The 7,980-nt window shown below is 61.0% G+C and carries 6 protein-coding genes; 3 read left to right on the forward strand and 3 right to left on the reverse strand.

From position 1 onward, the window contains the following. Positions 1–37 precede the first annotated feature (37 nt). Positions 38–2,920 carry a Ulp1 family isopeptidase gene (locus LCM4576_RS35255; RefSeq protein WP_244510924.1) on the forward strand — a complete coding sequence of 961 codons (2,883 nt, stop codon included), beginning with the start codon at positions 38–40 and terminating at the stop codon, positions 2,918–2,920. Positions 2,921–3,282: 362 nt separating this feature from the next. Here the strand turns inward: LCM4576_RS35255 and alr are convergent, their stop codons facing one another. Together alr and LCM4576_RS25650 are read right to left on the reverse strand one after the other, a co-directional pair. Beyond that, positions 3,283–4,449 (reverse strand): alanine racemase, encoded by a 1,167-nt coding sequence (alr, locus tag LCM4576_RS25645; protein ID WP_083361526.1) that lies wholly within the window; start codon positions 4,447–4,449, stop codon positions 3,283–3,285. 218 nt (positions 4,450–4,667) lie between these two features. Then, complete coding sequence (locus tag LCM4576_RS25650) at positions 4,668–5,075, reverse strand: MucR family transcriptional regulator (protein WP_071035302.1); 408 nt, start codon at positions 5,073–5,075, stop codon at positions 4,668–4,670. 183 nt (positions 5,076–5,258) lie between these two features. Here LCM4576_RS25650 and LCM4576_RS36930 point away from each other — a divergent pair, with 183 nt between their 5' ends. Together LCM4576_RS36930 and LCM4576_RS25655 are read left to right on the forward strand one after the other, a co-directional pair. Continuing rightward, complete coding sequence (locus LCM4576_RS36930) at positions 5,259–5,615, forward strand: hypothetical protein (RefSeq protein ID WP_198540316.1); 357 nt, start codon at positions 5,259–5,261, stop codon at positions 5,613–5,615. A gap of 842 nt (positions 5,616–6,457) precedes the next feature. After that, positions 6,458–6,832: a molybdopterin-dependent oxidoreductase gene (locus LCM4576_RS25655; protein WP_071035303.1), complete on the forward strand. Its 375-nt coding sequence runs from the start codon at positions 6,458–6,460 to the stop codon at positions 6,830–6,832. Positions 6,833–7,436: 604 nt separating this feature from the next. Here the strand turns inward: LCM4576_RS25655 and LCM4576_RS35265 are convergent. Continuing rightward, positions 7,437–7,980 (reverse strand): Ulp1 family isopeptidase (locus tag LCM4576_RS35265; protein ID WP_244510925.1); only part of this gene is annotated, 544 nt, incomplete at its 5' end.

The raw sequence follows: 7,980 nt of genomic DNA on the forward strand, positions 1-7,980 counted from the left end.
GTTGGGAAGGCTGCGGCAGCATTCTGCCGGACAGCCTGTGACGGCTGCTTCGGCTGTTCGACCCGGCACGAAGGACGACGAGGAACTCTTCGCCCAATACCGGGCAAAAGCCGTGGTCAAAGGATCAGCCGTGAGGCGCGATCTAGCGGCCTTGCGCAAGTTCAGCAAATGGCTCGCCGAGAACCACCGGACGCAAATCGCCGGCCGGATTGAGGACCCCGGGTTGGACGCGCTGGCGAAGGACTTCGCGGAGCGCGATGACGAGCGTATCAATCCGGCGTTGAAGAGGCTCCGGCAAGCTTCTGTCAGACAGCCTGGGACGGCTGCTTCGAATGTTCGACCTGGCACCAACGATGATGAGGAACTTTTTGCCCAGGCTGCCGGCCTCAAAGAACGAACCCTGGGAGGTGATTTGACCGGCGCGCGTCAAATAATGCCGGYCGAGGCACCGCACCAGCCTTTCGTCGTTCAGCAAACGCGCAGCCGCAAGGGCGGCCGCGAGCACCCGGACGAGGCGCTTTTTGCCGCCTACCGTGCCGAAGCGGCTAAAACAGCCAAGGTGAGTGAAAGCTCGATTGCTCGCGATATAGTGGCGCTGCGCAAGCTCAGCAAATGGCTTGACGAGAACCACCAGAGCCAAATCGACGGTCGGATTGATGACGAGCAGCTGGACGGTCTGGCGAAGAACTTCGCGGGCAACGATGCCATACTACTGCGCAAACTTAACGTGGCGTTGGAAAGGCTCCGGCAGCATTCTGCCGGACAGCCTGTGACAATCGTTTCAAAGATCCGGGAATTTGGCACGAAGGACGATGAGGAACTCCTGGCCAGATACCAGACAAGAGCCATAGCTGCCCGCCTCAAAGAAGGAACCATGTCGCACGATCTAGCGGCGCTGCGCAAGTTCAGCAAATGGCTTTACGAGAACCACCGGACGCAGATCGCCGGCCGGATTGAGGACCCGGGGCTGGACAGTCTGGCGAAGGACTTCGCGGGCAACGATGCAAAATTACTGAGTGAACTTAATGTGGCGTTGGGAAGGCTCCGGCAAGCTGATGCCGGACAGACTGTCACAACAGCCAGATCGCGCCTTATCAGCGAAGAGAACYAGGTGATCGAAGACGCATGTCAGGCAGCTGCGAGCAGGTACGGTCAGGTCACGCTAGCGATCTATCGGAGTCATTTGGGTCGTTTCAACAGATGGCTCAGTCAGAACTTCGGCGAGGGCATTGCCCGGATTGAACCCGCGATGCTGAGCCGGGCGGTTGACGAGTACAAGAAGAACGCAGCCCCCGTTTTCAGCGCAGCCTGGGGCTTTCTGCAGAAATACCGGCAAATGGTCGCAGCCAACAATGCGCTGGGCTTGGCAGCCCATGGGCAAGCCGCCCCGCGCGAGCAGCCAAGCGGCCCGCCCGCTGGAACTGTGCAGAGCACCTCGCCTGTGGTCCTCTCGCCCATCCCCATGTCCCCGGGCGACCCGGCTTGGGACGTGTTGAGAGCCTTCCATGAAGAAGAGGCCGCACAGCGTGGCGCGCCAATAGCTACCAATGCGGCGCAATTCCATCAGATGACATCGCTCCCGCCAGAATTGGCGCCCGTGCCGGCCCCATCCTCGTCTGCTCAAAGTGCCGGCTCGTCCTCGCCCTTTGCCGGCCTTGCGCCGCTGTCGCCCACACCTTATCGGCATCCCGATTTTGATCTGAATGCGCTCACGCCCGTGCAACTGGCTGAGGAGGGTAGCGGCTCGGGCCATTGGACCGCAGTTGCCGGCTCGGCAATTGCCCAGCCCGGCTCGTCACGTAGATCATCGCAGATCAATGCCGGCCTTGATGACATCGTCGACTTGCAGGACGATGCCGGCTCCGCGCCGCGGTCGGACGCTGCCAGGTCGAGATCGATTGCCGGGCCATCGCAGTCATCGAGCGTGCCTGGCGAAGGTTCCGCGGCGTCGAGCGCTRCACATGGCAGGCTCCCGGATCCCGGGTCACAGCTTGGCTCGCGGGAGCAGGCCGATTGGGGGGTAAGGCCCGCCGCCTCGCCGGAAAGTTACGATCAGTCGCAACTTTGGCAGGACGTGGATCAAGCCGGAAGGCAAAGACCTGCCGGTTGGGACCGCCCCTGGTCAGGGCCGTCGCCGCAGTCGGATCAAGACATGGGGCGAGCTCAGCGGTCCGCGTCAGCTAGGTCGTCTGATATCTACCGCGGTCTTGATTCCCTGGTCGATTTGCCGTCCACACCGGCCGAGCTGCGTGACGATGCCCRTTATGCCCCGCCTCCAGGTACAGCCTCCGACGCTCAGCTTAAGGCGCTCAATCCGCGAGCATCGTCTCACGACCGCAGCGGGCTGGCGCTCGCCGCCACGCAATGGCTGGGCGATGAGCATATCCAGAGAGACTACGAGCTGCTGGCGCAGGAGCTGCAGAGGGACAATCCAAATCTCGCCGCCCGAACGCAGCTCGTCGACCCGCTGATAGCCCATTACCATCTGCGCCTGGGCTCCGATAATGCCGCCCTCAGGGCTTTCCAGCGCATCGTCTATGATCGCAATGGCAATGATACAGCCGACTTCCTGTTCCTGCCTGTCAACGATGCCAGCGCTACCGATCCCCAACGCCGCGGCAGCCACTGGTCGCTGCTTCTGGTAGATCGACGCGAGYGGGCAAGGCCGGTTGCCTATCATTACGACTCCGCCGGGCGGCACAACGACCAGCCCGCGGCACAGCTCGCAAAACGGCTGGGAGCCCGCCTGGAGCCGGCCCGCATAACCCAGCAGCAGAACGGCTATGATTGCGGCGTCTTTGTGCTTGACGGCACCAGGGCGCTGGTCGGACGACTGGGGCAAAGGTGGCAGCCAGCTAGGCTGCACCTCGACAACTTCGTCATCGATCGGCAGGCACTCCAACACCGACTGCGGGGCTGATGTCGGCCTCTGCTGGTCAAAAACCGATAACCGACCGAGGTGTTCTGAAATACCAGCCTGATCCCGGAGCCGCCGTGCRCCATCGCTAAACCTCCCACGAAGAGGTCAAGCGTCCATGTAATGAATTTCAGTTCCAGATTTAGGGGCCCGCCTAGGGGATCGGTCATCAGCCGATAGCTTTCCGCTCATGTCTTATTCTTCTTGCCACGATCACAAGGCTGAGAGCTTGCGTGCAACCTCTCGGACTTGCATGGATCCACTTTATTTCGGGGGGCTTGGGGAGGAAGAAGCCTGTCGTAGCCCATTTAGTGAATGTCGTTGCGCTGGATCACCCGCTCTCGATTGTTGTGCTCTTCTGAATCTCAGACATAGACGCGTGGAACGTGGTCCCGAAGCTGAGCATACAGCCCGACGATGTCGGTGCCCCACCAGGTGGCGACCTCATGCTGTGTGATGGTCTGGTCTCCCTGCTGCCCGAGCAAGAGCACCTGATCGCCGAAACAAGCATCGGGGATCTCCGTGAGGTCGATACGGAGATGTTCTAAATGAACCGGCGGCAGCAGAGGCGCACGCCGGCCTCTCACCAGTGCCTCAGCGCCGGGCGGGAGCTGACGTGGCAGCCCGTCTCCCCAACCGATACCGAGCACTCCGACGACCATTCCTTGCTGGTAGCCAGGCAGGTCCGGCGCYGTCCCGAGCGAGGAGTCGGTCCGCTTGATTGAAACCAGAGAGCTCGAAATGGCCTTAAGAGCCGGCCGCAGGGCGACAGGCCGGGTGGAATGATCCGTCTCGGAGACACCAATGAACAAGGCGCCGGGATCGACGGCATCGAAATCCATCTCAGGGTATCGAAGCACGCCCGCCGTGCTCGCCACCATCGCAATGGGAGGTCGTGTCCCAGAAGCATTGGCCGATTGAAGAATCTGCTGCAAACGGGAGCGCTGTTCGCTTAAATGGAAGGGCGTCTTCGAAGGCAGTTCGCTGAGATGCGCATAAAGCCCTTCGACATCGACATCGTCATAAGCATGGCCGGCCGCGAGCAATGCGCCGACAACCGATGGCGCTGYCCCCGACCTGTAAAAGCCAAGATCAACCTTTACAAAGACCCGCGTGCTGTCCATTGCAGCACGCCAGCGCTCCAGTTCCTCGAGGCTGGAGATCGTGACTGTAAGCCCGAGCCGTTCGATGATGTCGGCCGATGACGGCAGAGGTCCTGGATAGAGTRGGATTGGAAGCTCGACCCCCATATGCCTTATCGCGACCGCATCCGGCAGCGCAGCGACRCCGAAGCCGTCAACCCCCTCTGCAGCCAGAGCTGAAGYCACCGGTCCGGCGCCGCACCCATAACCGTTGCGCTTCAGGCACGCGAAAATCCGGACTGCCGCGGGCAGGTGTGCGCGAAGCTGGCGATAATTGTGCCTGATCGCGTCCAGGTCGATCTCGTACCAGCTGCCGCGCAGCGGCGTGCGGTGGGGGTCAGAGGCGCCGGGTGGACCGCAATGTATCAGTGTCTGATAGTCAAGCTGCATGACAAAAACGATGAAAACAATCCCGAGAACGGTCGATTTATTAGGTCTTTTTGAGACCGTCTAAGTGCTGGTGATAGGTGGGCTCCTAAACGCGCTCGGCAGCATTCCACCCTCAAGGAGACAATTTAACCATCAGAGGGGCAAGGCCATCAGTGTTGGCAGGCCCACATCGCCCAGGACGCTTGCGGGCCTGTCTCAGCGAGCGCCCCTTTGGCTTATCAGGTAGCCTTGCGKCCAAGTCCCATTGACTTGGCAAGCGAAGAACGTGCGGCGGCGTAATTCGGGGYCACCATCGGATAGTCAGCCGGCAGGCCCCATTTGGCGCGGTATTCGTCCGGCGTCAGGCCATAGTGAACGGAAAGATGCCGCTTCAGCGACTTGAACTTCTTCCCGTCCTCCAAGCTGATGATGTAGTCCGGCGTGACGGACTTCCTGATGGGCACCGCTGGCGTGAGAGTTTCCGGCTTTTCCGCCGTGCCGCCGCCGGCGCTCTTCAACGCTCCATGCACTCGATCGATCAGCGCCGGGAGATCTCCGACCGGGACTGGATTGTTCGAGACATAGGCTGAGACCACCTCGGCGGTCAGCTCGATAACGGCGCTAGTGTTGTCGTCGGTTTCTTCCATCGCGGTGCACTCCTTGCCTGAAGCAATGTCGCCGAAGCTCCTCGTTTTTTAACGGTGGCGCGGCATGAACGCAACGAAGTCCGCGGGTACGGGGTCGGGTTGAAAGTCCACGGAGGCTTTTTGCCACCGACGGCCCCCGGAAGCGCGCGATTATCGCCGCCCTCCCGGAGGCTCTACAAGGTCATGAAGTTTATCGGACCTCTAGGTCCGCTTTACCATGGTGTCGGGTTGCGCGATTGTCGGCGCTATGGACACAAGGTGCTTGATGCGCCAGACGAAGAAGGCATTGCCTTTCGTGCCGAGCGAATTTCACATTTCGACAGTCGAGGATTCCAAAGCGAGATTGGCATTCTCTCGATTCACACCACCGAAGGCCTGTTGGATATCGCGCTGGACGCGCACGCTGCCTACGCGATCCTGAAGGCCATCCGTTCGATCCGGTCGAAACTAGGCCTGCATAAAAGAAAGCCCGGTCGTAAGCCGGGCCCAGGAGTTAAACGGGAACGCAAGGGCCAACCGGAGGGATCAGCAGTCCCTTAGCTTGCATCCGCATCCTGACGGCTGAATGAAGTCTCGCTAGGCAATACTTTACGGTGCCTCGGCCGGCGCAAACGCCTCAAACCCTGCGGCGTGGGTGAACTGGACAGCAGCTGATCAGGTGTGGCGAAATCGGGAACCGCGGTTCCCGGCGAGTGAGATAGCGCTTAACGAATCTGYCGATTTTCTTGGTGCGAAGGGGTCCCTCCTCCTGTCACGGGCCGAGGTTCCCGGCACGGTGGGCTGTGCAACATGTGTGGACACATCGCCCRCACAGGCTCCGGATGCGGTCTCAAAGGTCTGCGAATATGCGCTGAAACCGAGATGGCGGGCCGACCTAGCTTGGTGGTCTCCGGCAATCGCGCCGGCGCGACCGGCTGCCGCCGGGCTGAGTAGCTTCGGAAAGTCTTCCGCCAACTGCAGCGACGTGTGCGCGGAGGGCAGGGGCGGCTCGAGCCGTCCATCCGGCCGGAGGAGCTGTCCGAGTCGGGTGGCGACGCGAGCCGCAAGCGAGCCCTATCGTGAATTGTCCGGCGATGACAAATTACGAAATGTAAAGGCCTTCGTCCGAACGTGATCTGAGGGAACCGACCCCCGGTCCTGCCCGGTGAAATTGGCCCAGCCGACCGGCTTGGAATCTTCCGGCTTTGCCGCCCAATGCCCGGACTAATCCGAGATCAGTGGCAATAACAGCCGTCCATCCCGCCGCTTCGACGGTTCAGATGGGGATTTTTGCGCTGGAAAAGATCGGACTGGCGGTCGCTACGCGATAGTCGTGAAGCCGCCATTCGCCCTGCTCTCTTGTTGCCGGCGACGGTCGCACGACGTTCGGAGACCCGCCTCCCATGATGGAAGAAAAAGTCGGTTTTTGTACGCTGTGTAAGTCGCGGTGTGGCACCATCAACATCGTCGAAAACGGCTGGCTCAAAAAGGTGGTGCCAAATCCTGATCATCCGACCGGAAAGGCAATTTGCCTCAAGGGCCGATCGGCGCCGGAAGTCGTCCACAATTCACGGCGTCTTACGGCGCCGCTCCGGCGCACGACGCCGAAGAGCGATCCGGATCCGCGGTGGATGGAGATCTCTTGGGACGAAGCACTCGATGAGATCGGTGATCGGTTGAAGGACCATGTTGCCCGAGGCGGTCCGGAGTCCATCGCTTTCGCTGTAACCTCGGGATCGTCATCCCCGTTGTCGGACAGCACCTATTGGATCCTGTGATTCGGAGAGCTTATTGAACGCGCGGCGTTCGATTGGGATTTCGTGCGAGATTGGACGAATGCTCCATGTCTTGTCAGGTCGGACAACGATCGCTTAGCGCGGAGCCTGTAGCTGTCGCGCGCGGATGGTCAGCACGTGGCTGTAGTGTGTTCGAAGACGATTTCCTCGATTGCAATTGCGGCTTTCGACCAGGGCGAAATCCTTATCATGCCTCGCAGGCTCTGCGCCGGGATCTTCGCCTCGGGCGGAAGCAGGACTGCTGTGAAGGCGAGTTCCGCCGACAGTCGCCTCGCCGCGTGACCCCTTTGCGCTTGAAGCCTGTTTCGCCGGTCGCCTCGTAGAGCGGCTCGTCATTGATACGCAGCAGCTTTTCCCTGCCTGGCATCTGGCCGCTTCTGGAGTCTGACAGCCCGGCCATTGAGCCGGCGCTCGGGCGCAGGCATGGACGCGGGGCGCGTTGACGCCGCAAAAAATTGCCGATTGCTTCATTTGAAACGGAAAAGGCGGATTTCGAAATCCTCAGTTAGACACGCCTCCCCGATAAGCGCGTGGTGACGGAGACCAATCTCCCGACGGCTTATACAGGACGTGTGACAGGCGATGTTTATTGGAGTTTGGCCATTAGCTCGGCTCGGGCCTGATCGGAGGCTTGGCTGATGGGCAGCGCGACTCCTGTACCAGCCCTATGACCGAGCCGGTTTTGCAGTGCCTGCCGATCGATGACGAGGTTGTCGAGGTGCAGCCTGGCTGGCTGCCGGCTTTGCCCCAGTCGTCTGACCAGCGCCCTGGTGCCGTCAAGCACAAAGACGCCGCAATCATAGCCGTTCTGCTGCTGGGWKATRCGGGCSGGCTCSAGGCGGGCTCCCAGCCGTTKTGCGAGCTGTGCCGCGGGCTGGKCGTTGWRCCGCCCGGCGGAGTCGTAATGATAGGCAACCGGCCTTKCCCGCTCGCGTCGATCWACCAGAAGCAGCGACCAGTGGCTGCCGCGGCGTTGGGGATCGGTAGCGCTGGCATCGTTGACAKGCAGGAACAGGAAGTCGGCAGTGTCGTTGCCATTGCGATCGTAGACGATGYGCTGGAAAGCCCTGAGGGCGGCATTGTCCGAGCCCAGGCGCAGATGATAATGGGCTATCAGCGGGTCGACGAGC

It is taken from the genome of Mesorhizobium sp. LCM 4576, assembly GCF_001854815.1.
GTDB classification, from domain to species: Bacteria; Pseudomonadota; Alphaproteobacteria; order Rhizobiales; family Rhizobiaceae; genus Mesorhizobium; species Mesorhizobium plurifarium.